The 22145-nt window shown below is 58.7% G+C and carries 22 protein-coding genes; 8 read left to right on the forward strand and 14 right to left on the reverse strand.

The window, feature by feature from the left end:
* The first annotated feature begins 22 nt into the window (after positions 1-22).
* Both ftsY and ABVT35_RS24795 read left to right on the forward strand, forming a co-directional pair.
* A complete protein-coding gene (gene ftsY / locus ABVT35_RS24790; protein ID WP_368470231.1) occupies positions 23-1426 on the forward strand; it encodes a signal recognition particle-docking protein FtsY in 1404 nt (467 codons plus the stop codon).
* An 11-nt stretch (positions 1427-1437) separates the two neighbouring features.
* Positions 1438-2088, forward strand: a complete 651-nt coding sequence (locus ABVT35_RS24795) for a septation protein A (RefSeq protein WP_368470233.1) — start codon at positions 1438-1440, stop codon at positions 2086-2088.
* A gap of 357 nt (positions 2089-2445) precedes the next feature.
* Here ABVT35_RS24795 and ABVT35_RS24800 read toward each other — a convergent pair whose 3' ends face one another.
* The 3 genes from ABVT35_RS24800 to ABVT35_RS24810 are packed head-to-tail and all read right to left on the reverse strand — an operon-like array spanning position 2446 to position 4001.
* Positions 2446-3069 carry a DsbE family thiol:disulfide interchange protein gene (locus tag ABVT35_RS24800; protein WP_368470235.1) on the reverse strand — a complete coding sequence of 208 codons (624 nt, stop codon included), beginning with the start codon at positions 3067-3069 and terminating at the stop codon, positions 2446-2448.
* Positions 3059-3238, reverse strand: a complete 180-nt coding sequence (ccmD, locus tag ABVT35_RS24805) for a heme exporter protein CcmD (protein WP_368470237.1) — start codon at positions 3236-3238, stop codon at positions 3059-3061. The genes ABVT35_RS24800 and ccmD overlap by 11 nt, the downstream gene beginning before the upstream one ends.
* Positions 3239-3251: 13 nt before the next feature.
* Positions 3252-4001: a heme ABC transporter permease gene (locus tag ABVT35_RS24810; RefSeq protein ID WP_368470239.1), complete on the reverse strand. Its 750-nt coding sequence runs from the start codon at positions 3999-4001 to the stop codon at positions 3252-3254.
* 190 nt (positions 4002-4191) lie between these two features.
* On the opposite strand from ABVT35_RS24810, the gene ABVT35_RS24815 reads away from it, so the two are divergent.
* The gene (locus ABVT35_RS24815) at positions 4192-5100 is read left to right on the forward strand and encodes a DMT family transporter (protein WP_368470241.1); all 909 of its coding nucleotides are present in this window, start codon (positions 4192-4194) and stop codon (positions 5098-5100) included.
* Here the strand turns inward: ABVT35_RS24815 and ABVT35_RS24820 are convergent.
* Positions 5088-6044 (reverse strand): ABC transporter substrate-binding protein, encoded by a 957-nt coding sequence (locus ABVT35_RS24820; RefSeq protein WP_368470243.1) that lies wholly within the window; start codon positions 6042-6044, stop codon positions 5088-5090. The two genes, ABVT35_RS24815 and ABVT35_RS24820, sit on opposite strands and share 13 nt — an antisense overlap.
* Before the next feature lie 405 nt (positions 6045-6449).
* Here ABVT35_RS24820 and ABVT35_RS24825 point away from each other — a divergent pair, with 405 nt between their 5' ends.
* Positions 6450-7325 carry a LysR substrate-binding domain-containing protein gene (locus ABVT35_RS24825; protein ID WP_368470245.1) on the forward strand — a complete coding sequence of 292 codons (876 nt, stop codon included), beginning with the start codon at positions 6450-6452 and terminating at the stop codon, positions 7323-7325.
* Here ABVT35_RS24825 and ABVT35_RS24830 read toward each other — a convergent pair.
* From ABVT35_RS24830 to ABVT35_RS24840, 3 genes are all read right to left on the reverse strand, one after another.
* Complete coding sequence (locus ABVT35_RS24830; protein WP_368470246.1) at positions 7317-7757, reverse strand: hypothetical protein; 441 nt, start codon at positions 7755-7757, stop codon at positions 7317-7319. The genes ABVT35_RS24825 and ABVT35_RS24830 overlap by 9 nt on opposite strands.
* An 88-nt stretch (positions 7758-7845) precedes the next feature.
* Entirely contained in the window at positions 7846-9330 is a 1485-nt protein-coding gene (locus ABVT35_RS24835; protein WP_368470247.1) for a carboxypeptidase M32, read from the reverse strand.
* Between the two features lie 64 nt (positions 9331-9394).
* A complete protein-coding gene (locus ABVT35_RS24840; protein ID WP_368470248.1) occupies positions 9395-9982 on the reverse strand; it encodes a TetR/AcrR family transcriptional regulator in 588 nt (195 codons plus the stop codon).
* Between the two features lie 106 nt (positions 9983-10088).
* On the opposite strand from ABVT35_RS24840, the gene ABVT35_RS24845 reads away from it, so the two are divergent.
* On the forward strand, positions 10089-10718 hold the full coding sequence (locus ABVT35_RS24845; protein WP_368470249.1) for a glutathione S-transferase family protein: 630 nt from the start codon (positions 10089-10091) through the stop codon (positions 10716-10718).
* A 29-nt stretch (positions 10719-10747) separates the two neighbouring features.
* On the opposite strand, the gene ABVT35_RS24850 is transcribed toward ABVT35_RS24845, so the two are convergent.
* Entirely contained in the window at positions 10748-11197 is a 450-nt protein-coding gene (locus tag ABVT35_RS24850; protein ID WP_368470250.1) for a hypothetical protein, read from the reverse strand.
* 2 nt (positions 11198-11199) lie between these two features.
* A complete protein-coding gene (locus ABVT35_RS24855; protein WP_368470251.1) occupies positions 11200-11736 on the reverse strand; it encodes a cytochrome b in 537 nt (178 codons plus the stop codon).
* Between the two features lie 108 nt (positions 11737-11844).
* On the opposite strand from ABVT35_RS24855, the gene ABVT35_RS24860 reads away from it, so the two are divergent.
* Positions 11845-12264 carry a MarR family winged helix-turn-helix transcriptional regulator gene (locus tag ABVT35_RS24860; RefSeq protein WP_368470252.1) on the forward strand — a complete coding sequence of 140 codons (420 nt, stop codon included), beginning with the start codon at positions 11845-11847 and terminating at the stop codon, positions 12262-12264.
* A gap of 6 nt (positions 12265-12270) precedes the next feature.
* Here the strand turns inward: ABVT35_RS24860 and ABVT35_RS24865 are convergent, their stop codons facing one another.
* The 3 genes from ABVT35_RS24865 to ccmA all read right to left on the reverse strand — a co-directional run bounded on the left by ABVT35_RS24865 (position 12271) and on the right by ccmA (position 14532).
* The gene (locus ABVT35_RS24865) at positions 12271-12984 is read right to left on the reverse strand and encodes a DNA helicase (RefSeq protein ID WP_368470253.1); all 714 of its coding nucleotides are present in this window, start codon (positions 12982-12984) and stop codon (positions 12271-12273) included.
* Positions 12985-13201: 217 nt separating this feature from the next.
* A complete protein-coding gene (ccmB, locus tag ABVT35_RS24870; RefSeq protein ID WP_368470255.1) occupies positions 13202-13861 on the reverse strand; it encodes a heme exporter protein CcmB in 660 nt (219 codons plus the stop codon).
* A complete protein-coding gene (ccmA, locus tag ABVT35_RS24875; protein ID WP_368470257.1) occupies positions 13861-14532 on the reverse strand; it encodes a heme ABC exporter ATP-binding protein CcmA in 672 nt (223 codons plus the stop codon). Before ccmA ends, ccmB begins: the two co-directional genes overlap by 1 nt.
* A gap of 291 nt (positions 14533-14823) precedes the next feature.
* Between ccmA and acnA the strand changes: the two genes are divergently transcribed.
* A complete protein-coding gene (acnA, locus tag ABVT35_RS24880) occupies positions 14824-17514 on the forward strand; it encodes an aconitate hydratase AcnA (RefSeq protein ID WP_368470258.1) in 2691 nt (896 codons plus the stop codon).
* Positions 17515-17655: 141 nt separating this feature from the next.
* Here acnA and ABVT35_RS24885 read toward each other — a convergent pair whose 3' ends face one another.
* Positions 17656-18192 (reverse strand): peroxiredoxin-like family protein, encoded by a 537-nt coding sequence (locus ABVT35_RS24885; RefSeq protein ID WP_368470259.1) that lies wholly within the window; start codon positions 18190-18192, stop codon positions 17656-17658.
* A 141-nt stretch (positions 18193-18333) separates the two neighbouring features.
* Here ABVT35_RS24885 and ABVT35_RS24890 point away from each other — a divergent pair, with 141 nt between their 5' ends.
* Positions 18334-19056, forward strand: a complete 723-nt coding sequence (locus ABVT35_RS24890) for an AraC family transcriptional regulator (RefSeq protein ID WP_368470260.1) — start codon at positions 18334-18336, stop codon at positions 19054-19056.
* Between the two features lie 3 nt (positions 19057-19059).
* On the opposite strand, the gene ABVT35_RS24895 is transcribed toward ABVT35_RS24890, so the two are convergent.
* Complete coding sequence (locus tag ABVT35_RS24895; protein ID WP_368470262.1) at positions 19060-22143, reverse strand: efflux RND transporter permease subunit; 3084 nt, start codon at positions 22141-22143, stop codon at positions 19060-19062.
* Between the last annotated feature and the right edge of the window lie 2 nt (positions 22144-22145).

Raw genomic sequence — 22145 nt, forward strand, 5'->3', positions numbered from 1 at the left:
AGGCACGGAAACAGGCGGCACCATGGCACTCGGCTTCATCAAGAAGGTCTTTTCCTTCGGCAAAAAAAAGACCGTCGTAACGACGGATGATTCCGACACGCCAGCGCCGGAGGTCGAAGAGGCCGCATCCGCCTCTGAGGTGCCGTTCGAAGCAGAACCTGAAATAGAGCAGGCCGCCACTCCCGTCGCCGAGACAGTCGAAGCACTGAGTGTAGCGCCTGAGCCTGAGCCTGAGCCTGAGCCTGAGCCTGAGCCTGAGCCTGAGCCTGAGCCTGAGCCTGAGCCTGAGCCTGAGCCTGAGCCTGAGCCTGAGCCTGAGCCTGAGCCTCGAAAGGCTGGGGTGGAACCGCCGCAGATCAAGGCGGATAACGAAGCATCCACAGATGATTCGACGCCAGCTCCAGCGCCCTCTGGCAAAGTATCGGTATCGGCAAGTGTCTCCGCGGTGGAAGCGCCGGCAGCAGATCCAGCCCCGGCGGAACAGACAGATGAAGTCCGGCCATCATGGTTCCGCCGGTTGCGCCAGGGCCTGTCGCGCACCTCGTCGCAGCTCACCGACCAGATCAGCGGCATCTTCACCCGCCGAAAGCTCGACGAGGATACGCTGCAGGACCTCGAAGACGTGCTGATCCAGTCGGACCTCGGGGTCGAAACGGCGCTGCGCATCACCGACACGCTTGCCTCCGGGCGTTACGGCAAGGACATTTCCACCGAGGAAGTCCAGGAAATCATGGCGAGCGAAATCGAGACGGTGCTCAAGCCCGTCGCCCTGCCGCTGGAACTCGATCTCAGCCACAAGCCGCATGTCATTCTTGTTGTCGGCGTCAACGGCACCGGCAAGACGACGACCATTGGCAAGCTCGCGGCAAAGCTCCACGATGGCGGCCTCAAGGTCATGCTCGCCGCCGGCGATACTTTTCGCGCGGCGGCCATCGAGCAGTTGAAAATCTGGGGCGAACGCACCAATTCACCGGTGGTGTCCTCGAAACTAGGCGCCGATGCCGCCGGACTTGCATATGATGCCTTCGAAAAGGCGCGCGAGGCTGGTAGTGACGTACTGATTATCGACACGGCCGGGCGACTTCAGAACAAGGCCGAGCTGATGGACGAACTTGAAAAGATCGTCCGCGTCCTCGGCAAGCACGATCCGGACGCGCCGCACACTGTGCTGCAGACACTGGACGCGACCACCGGCCAGAACGCGCTGAACCAGGTGGAAATCTTTCGCAATGTTGCCGGCGTCAATGGCCTTGTCATGACCAAGCTCGACGGCACTGCGCGTGGCGGCATTCTCGTGGCGATATCCGCCAAGCACAAGCTGCCGGTTTATTTCATCGGCGTCGGTGAAGGCGTCGACGATCTCGAACCCTTTGAGGCGGACGAGTTTGCCGCCGCCATTGTCGGGCGCGCGCCTGCTGAAAACTGAATGAGAGCAAAATGAGCCAACCCATTTTCGAAAGAGACCCGTCGGATCCGGCACGCCAGGAGATCAATCCGGTGCTAAAACTGGCGCTGGAGCTCGGTCCCCTCCTGGTCTTTTTCTTTGCCAATGCGCGTGGCGAATGGCTGATGGAGAAAGTACCGGCATTCAGCGCCTTCGGCGGGCCGATCTTTCTTGCCACCGGCCTGTTCATGATCGCAACGGCAATCTCGCTGTCGGTCTCATGGCTCATGACCCGCACCCTGCCGATCATGCCGCTGGTCTCCGGCATCGTCGTCTTCATCTTCGGCGCGCTGACCCTGTGGCTGCAGAATGACACTTTCATCAAGATGAAACCGACCATCGTCAACGGCCTTTTCGCAAGTGTACTGCTCGGCGGCCTTCTCTTCGGCAAAGCACTGCTCGGCTACGTCTTCGACAGCGCCTTCCACCTTGATGCGGCGGGCTGGCGCAAGCTGACCTTACGCTGGGGCCTGTTCTTCGTCTTTTTGGCAATCGTCAACGAAATCGTCTGGCGCTCATTCTCCACCGATTTCTGGGTCGCCTTCAAGGTCTGGGGCATCATGCCTATCACCATCCTCTTCACCATGAGCCAGATGCCGATGATCATGCGGCACACGATCCATGATGAGGGTGGGGAGGAGTGATCTTCTCTTTGTAAGTTTTTGCGCTCACGCGTGAGCGGCCCTTCGGGCCTACGCTCCGCGAGGGCGCCGCATAAGCGGCGACGCGCAGTCGCGCTTGCGGCGCTGCGCACCGAAATCTTTTTCCATGATGGCTTTCAGGGGAAACCACTTCGAAGCGCAAAGCGCTTCGCAAGGCCGACTGGCCGTCGCCGCTCGTGCGGCGTGCCAGCGCAGGCCAGCCGCTTCAGCGGCGGTACGGCCGTGAGCGAGAACAAAACGACACGGTGCGCTGCACCGCAAGCGCGACCGCGCGTCGGGCCAAGTGGCCCGCCCCGTCCGGAGGTTAGCGGCAAAGCCGCGCTCAACCGTGAGGACATATCAAGAAGCGTTTAGCGCCTTCTCAATCGCCGGAATCAGGTCATCATTCACGCTGTCCGGGCTGAACGGTCCGATCTGCTTGAATGTGATATTGCCGTCTTTGTCGAGCAGGTAGGTTTCGGGAATGCCGTAGACGCCCCAGTCGATCGCGGCAACGCCTTTCGGATCAATCCCGACAGCGGCGTAAGGGTTGCCGAGCTCTCCCAGAAATCGCAGGGCGTTCGGCGTCTTGTCCTTGTAGTTGATACCGACGAGGTTGATGCGGCTGTCCTGCGCCAGCGCCATTAAAAGCGGATGTTCCTGGCGGCAGGGTACACACCAGCTCGCCCAAATATTGACGAGCGTTACCTTGCCTTCAACGACGGCGTCGGTCAGCGCCGGCACCTGAACGCCGTGGCGCTTCAGCCCTTCCAGCGGCTGAAGGTCAAGCGCCGGAGCCTTGGTGCCGATCAGCACCGAGGGAACCTCCGAGACATCACGGTCGGAAATCAGCTGGCTGAAGAAGATCGCGGCGAGCGCCACAAAAGCGATCAGCGGCACAAAGGCTATAAACCTGCGGCGGCTTTTGGCGGCAACCGGCTGGTCTGGAGCACCGCCTTCGCTTTGCCCTGCATCACTTGACATTTTCTGCCTCTGGTTTGTTACCGGCGGAGCGACGTCTGACACCACGCGCTTCAAGGTCGGCAAGTTCAGCCCGGCGCGCACGCTGGTCGAACAATACCCACAGGACCAGGGCCAGGATGGTAAGCGCGGTTACGCCGTAGGAAATCAGGACGAAGGCAAGATGACTCATGAACGCGCCGTCCTCACACAGCCGACCGGGCGGCCTGCCGGCGCAGCGCCGAGACCCGCCGCCGCCAGATTTCGTTGCGCATCGCCATCAGGTGCAGTGTGAAGAACAGCATCGTGAAGGCGACAGCCATGATGAGCAGCGGATAGAGCATCGACGGGTGGATTGTCGGTCCGTCAAGGCGGATGACACTTGCCGGCTGGTGCAGCGTGTTCCACCAGTCGACCGAGAACTTGATGATCGGGATATTGACGTAGCCAACGAGAATAATGATGGCCGAGACCTTGGCCGAACGGGTCGGGTCGTCCATGGCGCGGTTGAGCGCTATGAGGCCGAGATACATCAAAAAGAGCACGAAAACCGAGGTCAGCCGTGCATCCCAGACCCACCAGGTGCCCCACATGGGCTTGCCCCAGAGCGATCCGGTCAGGAGCGCCAGAAATGTAAATGCAGCGCCAATCGGTGCTGCGGCCTTGGCCGAGACATCGGCGAGCGGATGGCGCCACACAAGCGTTCCGATCGCCGACAGCGCCATCACCGTGTAGCACATCATCGCAAGCCACGCCGACGGCACATGGATGAACATGATGCGCACGGTCATGCCCTGCTGGTAGTCCTCGGGCGCTTGGAAACTCATAAAAAGACCGACCACAAAGAGTACGACCGTGATACCCGCCATCCACGGCAAGAGCTTCGCCACCACCGACAGAAAACGTGTCGGATTGGCGAGGCCGGTAACAAAATTGGCGGCGCTGGTGAACGTCATGGTCACTCTATTACCGTTTGGAATGGTTCTCGACAATGCTGCCGATAAAGCAAATAGGCAATTTGCCGTGATGATGCGAGGCGCGTAATGCCGCATGCGCCGCCGGCAGCGGCCTGCAAAACTGCGTTTTACAGCCGGGCATCAAGCACCTAAGACTGCATAGGTTATCAATTCCCGAGTCGCGCGGCGCATGAGCAATTCAGACAACAAACAGGCAAACGGCGCTGCGCTCGGCATCATGGTCGTCGTCGCGGCGACCGTCAGCATCAGCCTTTCAAGCATCTTTGCCCCGATGGTCTACGACACCGGCAGCAATCCGCAGACGCTGACGGTCTTCCGCTTCGGTTGCTTTGCGCTGGTGTGCGGAGCGTGGCTGAAGTTTCGCAGCACGCGGACTTCGCTGTCGCGCCGCGATCTCATGCACTGCATCGGAGCCGGCATCGTCTATACGATCGCAACAGGATCGCTCGTTGCTTCATTCGCATTCATACCGGTCAGTCTGGCCGTTTTGATCCTCTATCTGTTCCCGTTGCTGACCCGTCTCGGCGAAAGCCTGCTCGATCGGCAAAGGCCGGCCATGGCGGAAATCGCCTGTTTCATCGGGGCACTTGTCGGCCTGGTAATTTGCCTCGGTATCGGCTTTGACCAATTGAATATGCCCGGCCTGGTTTTCTCCGCCATGGCCGCGATTGGCGTTGCCACGTCGTTTTTGTGGACCGGCCGGAAGCTGCCGGCGGTCCAGCCGACGGTCACTACATTCTACATGGCGGTCACCGGAACAATCGTCTCGGTGGGTTTTACCATTGGCACAGGTGCATGGGCACCGCCGCCGGCGGAACTAATCGCCGGCATCATCATGGCCGCTGCGGCCTTGAGCTTTGCCGGAGGGTTTTTGGGCATGTTTGCCGGAGTGCGGATTATCGGCGCCTCGCGCACAGCCATGGTCATGAATCTCGAGCCGGTGGTGACGATCATCCTGGCTTTAATGATCCTGAAGGAAGACCTTTCAGCCACGCAGTTCCTCGGTGCGGCGTTGGTTATAACCGCCATTTTCGCCGCGCAGAAGATCCCCGCCAGCGGTCAGACTCAGGGGCTGTAGAGATAATCCTGCACCGCCGGTATTGAACCGACCATGTCGTTGGCCACGAGGAATGTCGCAAACCTTGCATATTGCTCCTTGTCGAGCAGCGCCGGCTGCGTTGTAAACAGCGGCACCGTTGCATCCCAGGACTTGCGATTGAGTTCGTTATCGAGTTTCGAATCATATTTGACGAACAGTTCCCATGATGCATCGGGGTCCTCGACGAGCGCCTTTACGCCGCGCTCCACCGCAACAAGGAATTTTTCGACCACGTCCGGGTCAACAATGTCGCGGTTGACGATGTAGACGAGTTCGCTGTAGGTCGGCATCGCGCCCTTTTCGATATCAAGGACAAGCGGTGTCTTTCCGGCGAGTTCCACCTGAAACGGCTCAAAATTGCGGTAGGCATCGGTCAAAACGTCGACCTTGCCCTCAAGCAGCGCCGGTACCATGGCAAATTCGACATCCACCAATGTGACATCCGAAACCGGTATGTCATGGGCCGCGAGCGAGATTTTCAGGAGATCGCTTTCGGTTTTCTCGCTGTCGGCATAACCGATGCGCTTGCCGCGCAGATCGGAAATCGTCTTGACCGGCCCGCCCTGCACGGCAAGAACGATATTGAGCGGCACCGGTATGAGCGTCCCGACAATCACAAGCGGACTTCCGCCGGCCACCTCGATCTGCGTGCGCGGCTGGTCCGACATGCCTATGGCAACGCGGCCGTCGAGCACCATAGTGACATTGTCCATCGTGTTTTCCGGCGGAACCAGTGTGACATCAAGCCCGGCGTCAGCGAAAAATCCCTTTTCAAGGGCAACAACCAGCGGTGCATGGTTGGGATTGACGAACCAGTCGATACCGATGGCGACTTTTTTCAAACCCTCATCGGCAGCCAGCGCCGAATGCGCAGCAAGGGTAAAGAGGGCAAATGCGAAGGCAGAGAAAAGACGCCGGGTCATGACAGTCCTCCGTTGATAACCGCACAGGATACAATCCAAGCTAGCAATCAAATTGCGGCGATATCAAGCGTTTGAGGCCACCTTGTCACGGTAGCGGAAAAGCCGAAGGTTTACGTGTCCGCATCGGACGTACCGCAAACTCTGCTCGCCTCGAAGTTCAGATCAGCCAGTTGCGTCAGCGTCATATTCTGCAAAGCCGGATGCGACAACGGATCCCTTCGCCACTGCCGTTGTGCGTCATCGTCACAATGTGCAAGGGGATGGCTGTCAGGCTGTGACCGATATCCGGTCTTTTGCCACATAGGAGCGACAAGGGTTCTGTATATATTTAGCATGTCTGAAGACTAGCAGTTTGAAAGTCGTTGGTTTATCGACTTTATCTGCACTTGGGTATAGAAAAACTAAATGAAAAATCTAAATCGCATCCACTTGTCTTCGCTGCGTGCGGTAGAAGCCGCCGGTCGTCTCGGCACTTTGCGCGCCGCCGCGGATGAGCTGGGGGTCACCGTCGGAGCGGTCAGCCAGCAGGTGCAAAAGGCGGAAAAGCAGCTCGGCCGCATTCTGTTCGAACGCCAGCCTAAGGGACTGCAGGCAACTCCGCTCGGCGTTGAAATCACGCGCCGCCTGACAACAGCCATGACGGAACTGTCGGCGGCGATTGAACTTGCCGAAACCGATCGCGAAGAAACCCTGACCGTTTCAGTCCCGCCGGTGCTTGCGGAAAAATGGCTGGTCAAACGGTTGAGCGGATTTCACAAACAGCATCCTCAATATCGCGTGCGCCTCGATGCGTCGGTCACGATCATCGATCCCGGCAGGTCCGATGTCGATATCTGCATCAGGGTGGGTCGTGAAAGCTGGACTGGCGTCAAGTGTGAAAAACTGCTCGAACAGCGGGTCTTTCCGGTCTGCAGCCCGGCGCTTGCGGCAGGGCTTGAGACGCCCCGCGACATAAGCGGATATCCCATCATATACGACCCGGATGCCATGTTCGGCTGGGAAATCTGGCTCGCGCCCAATGATTTGAAAAAGGACATCCTGAGGCGGGGACCGGTCCTGTCAAACGCTTCGCTGTGCCTGGACGGAGCGATAGCCGGGCTCGGCGTATTTCTGGCCTGGGAGCCGATGGCGACCGACGCAATCAATGCCGGACAGCTCGTCGCCCCGTTTGCGGATCGATATCCGACCGGTTTGTACTATTGGCTGATCGAGGCCGAGGAGGGATCCAGAAACCCCGGTGTTCGCGCATTTGCCGACTGGCTGAAGGCCGAACTACTTTGATGCTTCCTTCTGCTTTTCAAGAACACCGCACGCGGCGACCATGTGATCGCCGGAGGCGACCTGAACGCAGTATTCCATCGTGGTCGGCGTCAGGATGGTGCCGGATTTATAGCCATCGTCATCGGCCATCAGCAGTGTCTTTCCGTCGGCCCGCACGACGCCGACGAAAAATTCCCTCTCCTCGTGATTGCCCATGAGGCCGTGAAAGGACCGGTCGTCCTGACCAACAATGGTCATTGTGATTTCCAACCTGGGATCAAGCGAGCTGTAGTAGGTTGGTGTCGGGTCTGTAGGAATAATCCGCGCGCCGTGCTCAATCGTACCGCTCCACACACCCACAAGCTCCGGCTTGTACTGGGCATAAGCAAGATTAGCGGATACCGGAAGCGCCAGGAAAACCGCAACAAAAGCTGCAAGTATTCGGCTGTTCATGGTCGATGCTCCTTTCATGGGCGCCCCCAATATCCGGCGATGATTTTGTCCGCACATTTTGTGCTGCTTATGACGCAGAGCCCTGGCCTTACAGATCGTAAAGCCCGCCGAACTTATCTTCGAGATAGTCCAGCAACGGTTGGGCGGATGGCGCCTCACCGGTTGCTTCCTCAATGAGCTTCGGCGCCGGCAGCAAACGGCCTTTCACGTGGATTTTTTCGCGCAGCCAGTCAAGGATCGGCCGCGTCTCAGCAGTGCGGACCGTCGCGTCGCGGTCGGGCATATCCCGACGCATCGCCCGGTCGAGACAGGCCGAATAGATATTGCCGAGACTGTAGGTCGGGAAATATCCGAACAGGCCGATGGACCAATGCACATCCTGCAGGACGCCAAGACTCGGATCCGGAACGTTCTCACCAAAGTCGCGGGCAAAACGTTCGTTCCATGCCTCCTCCAGGTCTTCGGCCTCCAACGCTCCGCAGATCAGCTCGCGCTCGAGCTCAAAGCGAAGCAGGATATGGAGGTTGTAGTGAACCTCATCGGCCTCGGTGCGGATAAAACCCGAGTGAACCCGGTTCACCGCCGCATAAAGCGCATCCGGACCTGCGAGAGAGAATTCGCCGAACGCCTCTTTCATCTGCGGATAGAGCCAATCGGCAAAGGCGCGCGAACGGCCGATCTGGTTTTCCCAAAAACGCGACTGGCTTTCATGTACGCCCATGGAGCAATAATCGGCCGCCGGCAGGTACGGATCAGGCGCGCCCTGTGCGTAGAGCGCGTGGCCGACTTCATGGATTGTCGAATAGAGGCAATTGAGAGGATCGGCCTCGTCTATACGCGTGGTGATGCGCACATCACCGCCATTGCCGGAGCAGAAGGGGTGAACCACAGTGTCGATACGTCCGGCGTTGAAATCATATCCGATGCGGGCGGCGACCGTCTTTGCAAGCGCCAGCTGGGCATCGGCGGCAAAGTGTCCGGTGAGCGGTTGCGGCGCGGGTTTGCCGGCAATCTTTTCGCGTAGGGCGACAAGGCCGGGCCTGAGGCTCTCAAGCAACGGCAACAGCTCGGCTGCCTTGGCGCCCGGCTCGAATTCATCAAGCAGGCTGTCGTAAAGATCGGTGCCCGGGTCTGCAAGGCAAGCCGCCTCTTCGCGCTTTAGCTCGATATTGCGCTTGAGCGCCGGCACGAACATGGCGAAGTCTTTCGCAGCACGTGCACGCGCCCACAAGAGCTGGCCCTCGGAACTCGCCTTTGCACTTTCCTCGGCAAGTCGCGCCGGAATTTTGGTCGCCCTGTCATAGGCCCGTTGCGCCTCCTCGATATTGCGCCGGTCGAAGGGCGAAAGCGGGTCCGGATCAATCTTCGCGATCCATTCGGGCACACGCGGATCGCCATTGTAGGCATGGATCACCGAGGCAAGCACACCCGATTGTTCGGCCCGCTGTGCCGCGCCTTCCCTGGGCATCATCGCCTCCTGGTCCCATGAGATCAGGCCGGCGACCTGGCTAAGCGCTGCGGTTTTTTTGAGATGCTCTAGAAGTTCGGGAAGAGGCATGGGCTGACCTGTCATCTGAAACCAAGATCCAAGGCGTTAGTCCAACTTCGCTCAAAAGGCAACCGGAGGACGCATGCCTTCAGTCCCGGTCTGTCGATCCGATGGCGGCACAGGCGAATGCCGAGGCGGCTTTACAGATTTCATCCGAGTATTCCGGATCGTCCACAGTGCGCGCAAGCACCATGGCGCCGACGCAGGTCGCCGACAGCGACAATGCCCGTTCCCGCGCCGAAAGCCCGCTTTCAGGCTCAAGGTTCATTTCAAAGAACTGCACCATGGCTTCGAGAACCTGAGTATAGGCGGCACGTGCGACCGGTCCGGCATGCGCAACGTCCGACGGCAGCGCCATCAACGGACAATGGGCGTCAATGTCTCCCAAATGCGTGCTCGAAATATACCTGCGGACCATGTCGCGGGCTGCCTCACCGCCGCATTGCGGCGCATTGCCGTTGTCTTCCCGCCGCCGCGATGCGTAGGCCAGCAGAGTTTCCGCATAGAGATCCTCCTTCGCCTTGAAATGGTTGTAAAACCCGCCGCGCGTCAGCCCGGCGGCAGCCATGATCTCGTCAATGGAAACATCACCAAATCCATGGCGATTGAACAGTTGATGGGCGCACTGGACAATTCGCGCCCGGGTCTCCTGCTTGTGTGTGGCGCTATAGGGCATGGGCAATCCTCCCTTCTGTCAGCATCCTACCGCGGAAGCTTAATATGTTCTTGAACATATATTAGATGTGCCTCAAGCTGTTGCAAAACGAATGATGGAGGAGACGATGAGGCTTTATTATTCCGAGACCCCAAATCCGCGCAAAGCCTGCGCTGTGGCAAAACATACGGGCGCACCGGTCGAATATGTCCGTGTGGAACTTGCCAAAGGCGAGCACAAACAGCCCGCCTACCTCGCCGTCAATCCCAACGGCAAGACCCCGGCGCTTGAAGACGGCAACATTCACCTGTGGGAAGCGCACGCAATCATGGCCTATGTCGCGCTCAAAGCCGGATCGGATCTGTGGCCAAAGGATCCGGTTGCCCAGATCGAGGTGATGAAGTGGTTGAACTGGGACACGGCGCATTTCTCCCGCCACGCCGGCCGCCTTTGGTTCCAGAGGTTTCTGAAAGGCGCAATCGGTGCAGGCGACCCTGATGCCGCCGAGATCGAGGATGCGACCGGCTTTTTCCTGCAATTCGCCGGCGTTCTCAATGACTACCTCAAAGGAAAAGGTCACCTTGTCGGCAACCGGCTGACGATCGCCGATTTTGGCGTCGCGACCTTTATGCCTCTAGCTGACCAGGCCGAACTGCCGCTTGCAGAGTTCGGCGAAGTTCGCCGCTGGGCAGACGGTTTGATGGAACTGGATGCCTGGCGCCATCCGTGGCCGACCGAGTTTTCGGCACTCGGCTGAATAGCCACCGCATCGCGCCAGGGCGTTTGTTACTGCGGTGCGGCCTGGCCGATGCGCCGGGTCATCTTCAACCCGTCGCGGATATTGAGGCCCATCATGGTAAGATTGGCCGCTCCGGCAATCAGTTCGACCGCCTGGACTGCATAGAACCAGTCGTCGAAATCGCCGGCATTTGCCTTTGAAGCCAGGTAAAAGGCAGCCGGCACAAGAATGACAAGACCGTTTGCGGCAATGACCGGCATGCGCGTCTTTTTGACCTTTGTGAGCCGGTCCCGGCGTTTTCGGCCAAGCGACATGCCGGTCGCGCCGACAATGGCCATTGCCGGGATAAGGACGAACATGCCGCTCAAAATCCACGATTTGACGGCAGCGATGGCCGCAGGGGTTCCGAACAGTTCGACAGTGACGGTCGACGTCCAGAACGACAGGATTGTGAGGAAGCCGACAACGCCGGCAATTGCGTGAATTCTCGTTTTCATGATTACCTCGCTCCGAACCACATACGATTGAGCAGCCCGTCTCGTATGACAAATTGATGGTAAAGCGCCGCTACCGTGTGCAGCGCCAGCAATGCGATCATCAGCCGCGCGGCAATTCCGTGAAGACGGCGCGGCGGGTATTCGCTGAAATCGGGCAGGTTGGCGGCGGAACCCTCAACAATGGACGGGCCCGCCCCCGACAGAATCAGCATGCCGATGCCGCTGAGGCCAAGCCCCAGGATCGCGACATAAAAGAGCACGTGAACGATCCCCGACAGCCGGTTCTGCAGACCGGACGCCGGCAATGGCCGGGGCTTGCTGTCGGCAAGCAGCCACCAGCCGATACGGATCACGGTCAGCAGCAAAACGGCTATTCCAAATGGAATATGCACCTGCAGCAGCGCCACCTTTGCTGCGGTGGTTGCCGCGGCGTCTGTGCGCAGACCCGTTGTGATCAGCGCGAAGATGGCAAGAGCACTGACCCAATGGATGGTGATTGCAACGATGCCGAATTTTTGCGGTGTACTCTTGAGCGACATGACACAACTCCCACTCCAATATCCTGTTCAAAATATTTACATAGCATACTATATAACATTGCATAGCTTGCTATTCAAGTGAAATATCCGATTATGAGATTCGAGAAAATGAAATCAGCGGGATATCTGGCCAACCACATGGCGCGCCTCTTTGCGCAAGGCCTGCACGAACGCATCGCACCGCTCGGAATTGTGCCGGGACAGTTCCCGGCGCTGCTGGCACTTTGGGAACGCGACGGCGTGACACAAAAGGAGCTGGTCGCACGGCTTGATATCGAGCAGGCGACCATGGCCAATACGCTGACAAGGATGGAGCGCGACGGGCTGATCCGCAGAACGAAGCACCCGTCCGATGCACGCGCCCAGCAAATCTGGCTGACCGCGAAGGCCAGGGGCATCCGCGATCAGGCTTATGAAGCAGCAAATACCGTCAACTCGAGGGCGCTGGGCGGCTTTTCTGAAAAAGAGCGCGCGCAGTTCCTCGACTTTATGGGCCGGGTTATTGATTCAATGCAGGCAAAAGACTGAGCAAGGTCAGCCCACCGCATCCATCCTGACCTCCCCATCGTTCAAGAAGAATGTTTTGTTGAAAAGCTTCAAATCCACCGGATTTGGCAATCGGACATCCCTCAGGTCGGGGCATCGCCTTGCCGACAGATCATAGGACCGGTCAATCTGCGAAATGAAAATGATGATCAATCCCCTGTCGCCCGCGAATGACTTCAAAGCGCTGACCTGGGTTGCCAGCTCCGGGTTCTCCCGCTTCTGATCGAGCAGCTGCAGATAGTCGATGACCACCGCTGTTCCCCGGGGAGCAGATGCAAGCTGCTTCATGATATAGTCTGAACTGATGGCGTCGGAATTGTCGAATTCGAACCGGTCGCCGATGACCGCGGGATCTCCAACAAGCATTTGTAACCGGTTGAGGACATCACCCTCATTGTACTCAAGCGTAAAAAACACACCTCGATGGCCCGACTTCATCGCTTCGAGCAAAAGCTCCAGACCCAATATTGTCTTGCCGTGACCGGGGCGCGCTCCCAAAAGCACCAGGTCTCCCGGCTGCAGCGCGTTAAGCAGCTCTACGGCATGAACGGGAGCCGACGCCCGGGCCGCAAGCAGGCTCCAGCCGTTGAAGCCCTCTTCCGTCGCGATGTGGTCAAGCGCCTGATTCAGCGAAATGCCTTTTTCGCGGGACAAAGCCTTGGCCCGGCGTTTGAGGTGATAAATCGGTGCAGACAGTTTCATATCGAAACCTCCTATTGCGAGCGGTTACCGCATTCCCTCCTTATGCTTGATGCTCGAACAGTCGGTTCAAAATAAGCAGCCCCATATGTGATGTACTTTCCCGACCGGAGGGGGGAGGCACGGGCCATGGCCTGCCCGGCAGTATGAACCAACCTCCAAATAGGGGAAATACCCGGCCTGCATTCCGTTGAGGATAAACCGGCCTGACGGGGAAAGCCTAGTCAGGCGACGCCCTCAACGCCGCGCCCGCTGCAAAGGGACCAAGCACGGAAAAGAACAATGTGATGGCGCAAAGGATCAAGAACGGCGGCAGGAACGGCGCCGGATCCTCAATGGCGCCGTTAACGGCGCTGACGCCGAAGATCAGCACGGGAATTGCCAGCGGCAGCACCAGCACAGAGACGAGCACGCCGCCGCGCGGCAGCGCCACGGATACGGCCGCCCCGACCGCGCCGATAAATGTGATCGCCGGTGTCCCGGCAAGCAGCGTTGCCGCAACGGCAAGCATCGCCACCTCATCGATATTCATGAAAAGCCCGAGCACCGGCGATGCGATGATCAGCGGCAGGCCCGTTGCCGTCCAGTGCGCAAGGCATTTGACGAGAACGGTCAGGAACATCGGCGTTTCCTGCATCAGCATGATGTCGAGCGAGCCGTCCTCCCGGTCGAGCTGAAACAGCCGGTCGAGCCCCAGAAGTGCTGCAAGCAGAGCCCCGATCCACAGGATCGCCGGACCGATGCGGGCAAGAAGATTCAGGTCCGGCCCGACGCCGAACGGAATGACGGCAACCACCGCAAGGAAGAAAAGCACGCCGATCAGCGCGCCCCCGCCGGCCCGTATTGAAAGCCGCGTATCGCGGACAAACAACGCCCACATCAGGCCGGCTCCTGCGAGGCAAACGGATCGTGGCTGCTCATCGCTGCCTGCGAATCGGGATTGAGTATCAGGTTGCGCGTGTTCTTAAGCCCCAGCGAATGGTGGGTGGCGGCGACAACAAGCCCGCCGGTTTTCAGATGGCCGGCGACGATGCCGGAAAACATCTCTTGCGACTGCACGTCCAAAGCGGCGGTCGGCTCGTCCAGAATCCACAGCGGCCTGTAGGCCGTCAAAAGCCGCGCCATGGCAATGCGCCGCTTCTGTCCCGCCGAAAGATAGCCGAAGGGCAGATGATCAAGACCGTCAAGGCCGACCATGGCGACCGCCTCGATCACGCCGGCTGATACTTTGGTCTGATCTCCACCGGCCTCGCCCATGAAGCTGCGCCAGAATTCGAGGTTCTCGCGCACGGTCAGCTCCGATTTCATCCCGTTGCGGTGACCGAGATAATGCGCGCCCTCCGCCGCGGTTTCGAACCCTGCATCTTCCAGCCGTACAGAGCCTTCCGCATCCGGCAAAAGACCGGCGAGAACCCTTAGAAAGGTTGATTTTCCGACCCCGTTCGGCCCCGAGACGACAAGCGCTTCGCCCGCCTCAAGAGAAAAACTGATTCCGGAGAAAAATATATGGCCGCCACGTGCAACCGAAACATTGTCGGCAACAAGCCGCATTTACCAGTCCAATTCTTGCAGGCGATGCTGCATCACGGAAAAAACTCCGAATTCGTCTCGAAACGGTCTAGAACCGTTCTATAAAATTATCTATAAGGCCTGCAACCACGCCAGCGGTCGGCGTGAACACCATATTTGCGCCGAACCTGGTTAGCGGTCAATCGGACAGAATGACCATCCACGGACGGACAGCGGAAATGGCCGCACCCGCAGGCTTCAACGCGCACTCAAGCGCGTCACAAGGCGTTCGTTCGTAGTTTTCGGTGAACCAACGTAGAATGAGAGCCGCCTGTGACGAAATCACTCGACAGCTTCAACTGCCGCAGCACCCTGAAAGTGGGCGATGCGGAATACACTTATTTCAGCCTCACCGAGGCCGAGAAGAACGGCCTTGAAGGCATCTCGGCCCTGCCGTTTTCCATGAAGGTGCTTCTGGAAAACCTGCTGCGCAACGAAGATGGCCGCACGGTCACCAGGGACGACATCCAGAATGTTGCGGGCTGGCTTTCCGACAAGGGCACCGCCGGCAAGGAAATCGCCTATCGTCCGGCCCGCGTGCTTATGCAGGACTTCACCGGCGTTCCGGCCGTTGTCGACCTTGCCGCCATGCGCGATGCCATGAAGAGCCTCGGCGGCGATCCGGAAAAGATCAACCCGCTGGTGCCGGTCGACCTTGTGATCGACCACTCGGTCATCGTCGACGAATTCGGCACGCCCAGCGCCTTTGCCCGCAATGTCGAACTCGAATATCAGCGAAACGGCGAGCGTTACCGGTTCCTCAAATGGGGCCAGCAGGCATTTGAAAACTTCCGCGTCGTGCCGCCCGGCACCGGTATCTGCCACCAGGTGAACCTTGAATATCTCGGTCAGACGGTCTGGACCAAGAACGAAGACGGCGCAACGGTCGCCTATCCGGACACCTGCGTCGGCACCGATTCCCACACCACCATGATCAACGGCCTTGGCGTGCTTGGCTGGGGTGTCGGCGGCATTGAGGCGGAAGCCGCCATGCTCGGCCAGCCGATTTCCATGCTTCTGCCGGAAGTCATCGGCTTTCGCCTGACCGGCAAGCCGAAGGAAGGCATCACTGCCACAGATATCGTGCTCACCGTCGTGCAGATGCTGCGCAAGAAAGGTGTTGTCAGCAAGTTTGTCGAGTTCTTCGGTCCCGGCCTCAACAACATGACCCTCGCCGATCGCGCGACCATTGCCAATATGGGCCCCGAATACGGCGCCACCTGCGGCTTCTTCCCGGTCGACGATGAAACCGTTCATTACCTCACGGTTTCCGGACGCGAAGAAGACAGGATTGCTCTCGTTGAAGCCTACTCCAAGGCGCAAGGCATGTGGCGTGACGAAGGTTCCGCCGATCCGGTCTTCACCGATACGCTCGAACTCGACCTCGGCGATGTCGTTCCGTCCATGGCCGGTCCCAAGCGCCCGGAAGGCCGCATTCCGCTGGAAGGCATTGCACCGGGCTTCGCCAAATCGCTTGCCGAGGAATACGGCAAGACCGCGGGCGCCGACGCCCGTTATGTGGTCGAGGGCGAGGATTACGATCTTGGCCATGGCGATGTTGCCATCGCTGCCATCACCTCCTGTACCAACACCTCCAACCCGTCGGTGCTGATCGGTGCGGGCCTTCTTGCCCGCAACGCCGCCGCCAAGGGCCTGAAGACCAAGCCCTGGGTCAAGACGTCGCTGGCACCCGGCTCGCAGGTCGTCGCCGAATATCTGGACAAGTCCGGCTTGCAGACGGAGCTCGACAAGCTCGGCTTCAACCTGGTCGGCTTCGGCTGCACCACCTGCATCGGCAATTCCGGCCCGCTACCGGGCCCGGTCTCCAAGACCATTAACGACAAGGGCCTGATCGCCGCCGGCGTTCTTTCCGGTAACCGCAACTTCGAAGGCCGCGTATCGCCGGACGTGCAGGCAAACTACCTTGCCTCGCCGCCGCTGGTGGTCGCCTATGCGCTTGCAGGCTCCGTGACCAAAGACCTGACCAGCGAGCCGATCGGCGACGATTCCGACGGCAATCCGGTTTACCTCAAGGACATCTGGCCGACCTCGCAGGAAATCCAGGAATTCATCGCCGCAAACGTCACCCGCGAACTGTTCGAATCGAAATATGCGGATGTCTTCAAGGGCGATGAGAACTGGCAGAACGTGCAGGCGCCGGAAGGCCAGACCTATGCCTGGGACGACGGGTCGACCTATGTGCAGAACCCGCCCTACTTCGTCGGCATGGGCAAGCAGCCCGGCGGTATTTCCGACATTGTCGGCGCCCGCGTGCTCGGCCTCTTCGGCGACAAGATCACCACCGACCACATCTCGCCGGCCGGCACCATCAAGGCGCAGTCACCCGCAGGCGAGTATCTTATGGACCACCATGTCGCCGTCGCCGACTTCAACCAGTACGGCACACGGCGCGGCAATCATGAGGTGATGATGCGCGGTACATTTGCCAATATCCGCATCCGCAACCACATGCTCGGGCCGAACGGCAAGGAGGGCGGCTACACGATCCACTATCCTTCGAAAGAGGAAATGTCGATCTACGACGCCGCCATGCTCTACAAGCAGGAAGGTGTGCCGCTGGTCATTTTCGCCGGCGTCGAATACGGCAACGGTTCGTCCCGCGACTGGGCCGCCAAGGGCACCAACCTGCTCGGCGTGCGCGCCGTCATCGCCCAGTCCTTCGAGCGCATCCACCGCTCAAACCTTGTTGGAATGGGGGTCATCCCGTTTGTGCTGGAAGACGGCACAAGCTGGGAAAGCCTCGATCTGAAGGGTGATGAGGTCGTCACCATCGAGGGTCTCGGCTCCATCCAGCCGCGCGAGAAGAAGATCGCCAAGGTCACCTATGGTGACGGCACCGTCAAGGACGTGCCGATCATCTGCCGCATCGATACGCTCGATGAGGTCGACTACGTCAATAATGGCGGCATTCTGCAGACGGTTCTGCGCGATCTCGCCGCCTGATTGACAACGGAATTCCGAAATACAGCAAGGGCCGCCGGAGTTATCCGGCGGCCCTTTTCATTTCCCTGTTCAGGAAACGGGTGGCCCGGCCAACAGTCATGAGTCTCGCGCCTCTGAGGTCATGAAAGTTGACAGAGGTGATCACACCTCACCGGCATATTCGCCGCGGGCCGGATAGTTTTTCTCGATGGCAAAATCAAGCGCACCGACAAGCTCGGTAAAATGCGGGCGCACGAACGGCATGGTCTGAACCGATCCGTAATAGAGTGTCTGTTCGGGTGTCACCATGAACAGCCCCGGCTCCGAAAACAGCGCGGGTTCTTCGATACCGATGGAGGTCTTGCCGCGCGATGTGGAAATGTAAAGGCCCCATTCCCGCGCTTTCGCAAGCGAAAGATCATATCCGAACCGCAAGGCCCCGGCATCGACCTTTTCGGCCATGGCCTCAGTGCGGTCGCGGCCGTCGGAACTGATCGCAATTGTCGTCACGCCGCGCTCGGCAAAGACCGGCGTCTGCTTTTCGAGTTCTTTCAGATAATTCGCACAAATCGGGCAATGCAGGCCGCGGTAAAAGCAGATAACGACTCCGCGCTCCGATCGTTCCTCAGACAGGTTGAAATCGCTTCCGGAAAGAGTCGGAACCAGCAAATCCGGGGTTTTTTGACGTGGCATCAACATGAAAAACTCTTGCTCAAATTTCATTTGATCTTGTAGTATCAGAAGTTATGATCCATAAAATCCGAATAATATGATCAAAACACCCAAAGTGTTCCGATGAGCAAATTTGACCGTCTTTCAGCATTGATGCGGTATTTTCATATGTCTGTGAAAATGGTCGCCCCCGGCGAAGGCAACCTGATCGTTTTCGGAAATCCGGCAGCCGGCAGCCCCTGCGGGGTCGAGTTCTGGCCGCGGCATCAGACAGCGCAAAGTTCAATCCCATCAATGGAGCGGCTGCTTGAAGCCCGGGCCGGCTGGGGCGGTCACAGCAATCCTCTGGTTTCGGCGCTATCCGAACGGCTGGTGATGGAAACGGACGGCAACGACAACACGGCCATGCTTTTGCAAATGGTCATGGCCGAGGCCATCGGCAATCGTTGCGGATCGGCCTCGGCGCTCAATCGCCTTTGCGAAGTCCTTATCATCCGGCTGTTGCGCAGACAGCTCGAACTTGGCGCAACGACGCCCGGGCTTCTCGCCGGCCTTTCCGACGACCGGTTGAGCCGCGCCCTGGTCGCCATGCACGAAAATCCAGGCAAAAGCTGGCGCAATACCGAGCTTGCCGATGTCGCCGGAATGTCGCTCAGCCGTTTCTCGGAGCAGTTCGTGAGCCGCGTCGGTGAAACGCCGCAATCCTATCTGCGCCGTTGGCGCATGATCCTTGCCCGCCAGGAGATCGCTTCCGGCCGGCGCATTCAGTCGGTGGCGAGGAAACTCGGCTATTCCAGCTCCGAGGCGTTAAGCCGCGCGTTTAACAAACATTACGGCCGCAGCCCGGTCGCCGTGAGGAAAGAAAGCCGCGAATTGTCCATTGTGCGATAGGCTTCAGGCGGCACCGGCAGCCGGCTTGGCTTCAGGCGCATTGCGGTTCCAACGCCACAGCCCGCCAAACAGCAGATAATATCCGCCCGGCACGAAAAACAGGCTCAGCACGGAGGCAATTGCCAGCCCGCCGATCATCAGCGTTGCCATCGGCTCAAACAGCGCGCCGCCATTGATCGCCATGGGCATCAATCCGAATATGGTCGTCAGCGATGTCAGCAGAATCGGTGTGACACGTTTCTTCGCTGCCTCGACAACGGCGTCCTTCAGCTCCAGCGACTTGCGCTCGATATCGACCTGGTCGATCAGCACGATGGCGTTGTTGATGATGATGCCGGCAAGCGAGATCATCCCGAGAATTGCGAAGAAGGACAGGGGCTGGCTGGTGATCAGCAGCGCCAATGGCGCGCCGATGATGATCAGCGGCACCGTCATGAAGGTCAAAAGCACCCGGCGTATCGAATTGAACTGGAACATCAGGGCTCCAAGCATGACCATCAGCGCAAGCGGCATGCCGGCCGCCAGTTTCTCGTTCACTTCGGCACTGTTTTCCGTCTCACCGGCAATCTCAAGTTTGTAGCCGCCATCGAGGTTGAGCTGGTTGAGCGTCGGACGTATCAGCGCCAGCACCTGGTCGGCGGCGATCGTATCGCTCTTGCCTGATATCTTGATGAGGCGCACCTGGTTTTCCCGGCGAAGCTGCGAATATTCCAGCTGCGGATCGAAAGTGGCGACCTGGTCAAGTGAGGTGAGCCGGCCTTCCGCAGGTATCGCCAGACCTGCAAGATCCTCCAGGCTCTGCCGGAAACTCTCTTCCGCCCGCACCACGATTGGAATGGACTGATCGCCCTCACGATAGGTGGAATAGGACGTTCCTGAATAGAACGTATCCATCAGGTCCGATATTTCCTTGGATGACACGCCAAGCTCACGCGCCTTGCTCTGGTCGACGTCGATGACGATCTTGAGTGTCTTGTTTCCCCAGTCGTTCTCGTTCTGGGAAATTCCCGGAACCGCGTCAAACGCAACCTCAACCTCATCGGCGAGCATGAGCAGCTTTTCCGCATCCGGTCCGGCGATCTTGATCTCGACAATGCCGGATTCACCGCCACCCATGGACAGACGCTTGACCTTGAACCGTGCTGCCGGATGGTTGGCGACAAGATGGCGCTGCGCCCGTTGGGCGGCGACAACGGCACCCTCAAAGCTTTCGGTATTGATCAGGATGAAAGCGCTCGACGGATCAGTGTCGGCAGGGTTCAGCGCCAGATAAAAACGCGGACCGCCATCACCGACAAAGACGGTTGTGTTGACCACTTCCGGATTCTGCTCCTTGTCCCGCAGCCATTTTTCGATTTCCAGCGCTTCGGCCCGCGTTGCTGAAATAGCCGTGCCCTTCGGCATATTCAGATAGATCATGTATTCGGCCCGCTCCGACAGCGGGAACATTTCCTTTTTGACACTGCCGAATTCGGCAATGGAAGCCGCAACCAGAATGTAGCATCCGATAATGATAAAAGGACCGAAGGCAAGTGTCCTGCCTATGACCGCGCCGTAGCTGCGAACAACAATATTCGGCTGCCGGTCGGCGTCACCGGAAACCTTTCGCTGTGCGAACCACACGCATAAGGAGGGCAGGATATAAAGTGCTGTGAACCAGGAACCGGCAAGCATGATGCCGACGACGGCACCGAGCGAGAACGCGAATTCGCCTTCTGTGCCTTCCAGGATCAGCATCGGAATGAAAGCCGATACGGTGGTAATGGAGGCAACGGCCAGCGGGATGAAGAATTGCCGCCCGGCCGCAAGTGCCGAATCTTCCGGTGACAGGCCCCGTTTGATGCGGCCCTCGATATCCTCGACCACCACCAGTCCGTTATCGACCAGCAGCCCAAGCGAGATGATCACCGCCGCGATCGAAATCTGCTGCAGGTCGATTTCCATGATATTCATGCCGATCAAGGCGAATGTGACGGTGAACGGCACGATGCAGGCAATGATCAGTGCGCCGCGGAATCCGAGGAAAATCAGCATCACGATAAGCACGACCACAAATGTCTGCAGGACGTTCATCAGCGCGCCGTTGATGGAGGTCGTGACATTGGTTTCCTGGAAGGTGGAGAAATTGTAGGTGATACCGATCGGCTGCGTCAGTTCGTATGCGGCAACGGCATTCTCCAGAGAAAGACCTATCTTCTGGATATCCTCTTTGTCGGTCATCTCAACACTGACGATAACGGCCTGCTGCCCGTTGAAATAGACCGGTTTGTTGACCGGGTCCTGATAGCCGCGCCGAACGGTCATCAGGTCCTTCAGTCGCACGAAGCCGGAAAGGCCCTGAACTTTTGTCAGCACGTTGCCGATTTCCTCGACCGAGCGCAGGTCACCATTGGCTTCCAGGATAAGATTGACCCCATTCGCATCGATCTCGCCGGCGGGCAGGATCACGTTCTGTGCCTGCAGATCGCTCAGAACCTGGTTGAGCTGGATACCGACGGCCGCCAGCTTCCTGGTGTCGAGCTCCAGCCATATGCGCTCTTCCTGAACACCGTAGAGCGTGACCTTGGATATGCCGTCGATTTCATAAAGGTATTCCCGCAGGTCATCGGCCGAATCGCGCAGATCCGCGTTGGAAAATCCTTCACCCGTCACGGCAACAGTGGCGATTGCCACATCGCCATAGTCGGTGTTGACGAACGGTCCCTCCGTACCTTCCGGCAGGGAGGGTTTGAGATCATCCATCTTGTTGCGGATATCCTCGAAGACGGAATTGAGTTCCGTCGGCGTTACATAATCGTAGATCGACACTGTCACCAGCGTGCTGCCGGTTGAAATCAGCGTGTTTATATCCTCGACTTCCGCAATTTCCCGCGCCTTGCGCTCGATCGGTTTGACGATGAGATTTTCCAGCCGGTCCGGCGACATGCCCGGAAACTGGGCGCTGATTTGCGCAGTGCGTATGGTGATTGCGGGGTTTTCACGCTTCGGCATGGTGGAATAAGCCAAAAGACCCTGGAGGATCAGGACCATCATGACCAGAATGGTGAGGCGGGATTTTGAAAGGCCGAAGCGGGTCAGGAAATCCATCG

The sequence above is a fragment of the Hoeflea sp. TYP-13 genome, from assembly GCF_040932035.1.
Lineage (GTDB): Bacteria > Pseudomonadota > Alphaproteobacteria > Rhizobiales > Rhizobiaceae > Hoeflea_A.